Below are 1,231 nucleotides of genomic sequence, written 5' to 3' on the forward strand. Positions count from 1 at the left end.
GACTACAACTTATCCCACAAGAGAAAATAAAAGCGTCACTTCCACTTTAGCGGCTGATCAGCCTCGGCCACCTCGCCTTCGCCGCCGCAGTGGGTGTGGGGCTTGGGTGGGATGTAGCCGGTGTGTTGCTCCGGGGGTAGATGTTTGTGTTCGTAGGCGATGACCGCCTCCATGCAATGCTGGCGTTGTTCCGGCGTTACCACCCGGCCGTCGGGCCATTTGCCCAGTTCCACCGCGCGTTTTAGGTTGTCATAGATTTCCGGGGTCAGTGAATTGAGCAGGTCTTGGTAGTTCATGGGATCGCTCTGTGTTCGGGTATTGGATGAGTATAACAAATCATCGCGCCTGAGTTTTGCTGGTCAGGATGCCCCAGGCCATGCCGGCCAGGAGGCCGCCGAGGTGGGCGCCGTTGGCGATGGAGCCGCCGATGAAGCGGTCGACGATGCCGGTGAAGCAGATCACCAGCCAGACCAGCATAAAGCCGATGATGCCCGGCGGGACCGCCAGTATCGGGTGGGGGCTAAACTTCTGGCGCATCCAGATGAATCCGATCAGGGCGTAGACGACGCCCGACATGCCGCCAAAGACCGACGGGCCGCTGGCAAACTGGGCCAGGTTGGCAGCAACGGCGGTGCCGACGAAAAACAGCAGGTAATGACCGACTCCCAATACCGCCTCCAGGCGACGGCCCAGTTCCCAGATCCAGAGGCCGTTGAACAGGATGTGGAAGGCGCTGAAGTGCAGAAATGCGGGGGTCAGCAGGCGCCAGAGTTCACCCCGGGCCATGGCCTCGCCCCAGCTGCCAAATTCCGGGCCGGCGCCGGTCAGGCTCAGTGGCTGGAAGGTCAACCAGGGAATCAGGGCGCCGCCGAGGATATTCATACCAATCAGGGCACCGGCGGCGCTGAGTAACAGCAGCGCGACGGTAACCGGGAACTGTCGGGGGCCGGGGCCGGTGGGCACCTCGCGACGTGGTGAGTCGTCGGTGGGGAGCTCCAGCTCGCCCTGCAACCATCGTTCGGTGAGGTCCGCCAGTGGGTCTACCAGAGCCGGATCCTGGACCCAGATCTGTTGGTGGCTGCCTTCGTCGGTGATGCGGTGGATCAGGCCTCTCTGGTGGAGAAAGCGGCTGAGTTCGGTCAGGTCGCGGGTCAGGGGGAGTTGTTTGACGGGGATCCAGGTCACTTGGGGTCTCGTTGGTTGAAGTTTGGTTACGGCGGATGCGCTTCGC

Annotated in this window: 2 protein-coding genes; both read right to left on the minus strand. The window is 62.1% G+C overall.

Annotation, left to right across the window (positions count from 1 at the left end; translation table 11 throughout):
* Positions 1 to 35: 35 nt before the first annotated feature.
* Positions 36 to 296 carry a YeaC family protein gene (locus B3520_RS15510; RefSeq protein ID WP_286876406.1) on the minus strand — a complete coding sequence of 87 codons (261 nt, stop codon included), beginning with the start codon at positions 294 to 296 and terminating at the stop codon, positions 36 to 38.
* 40 nt (positions 297 to 336) lie between these two features.
* On the minus strand, positions 337 to 1,185 hold the full coding sequence (locus B3520_RS15515; RefSeq protein ID WP_286876407.1) for a rhomboid family intramembrane serine protease: 849 nt from the start codon (positions 1,183 to 1,185) through the stop codon (positions 337 to 339).
* Between the last annotated feature and the right edge of the window lie 46 nt (positions 1,186 to 1,231).

The organism is Marinimicrobium sp. UBA4509, assembly GCF_002388575.1.
GTDB classification, from domain to species: domain Bacteria; phylum Pseudomonadota; class Gammaproteobacteria; order Pseudomonadales; family Cellvibrionaceae; genus Marinimicrobium; species Marinimicrobium koreense.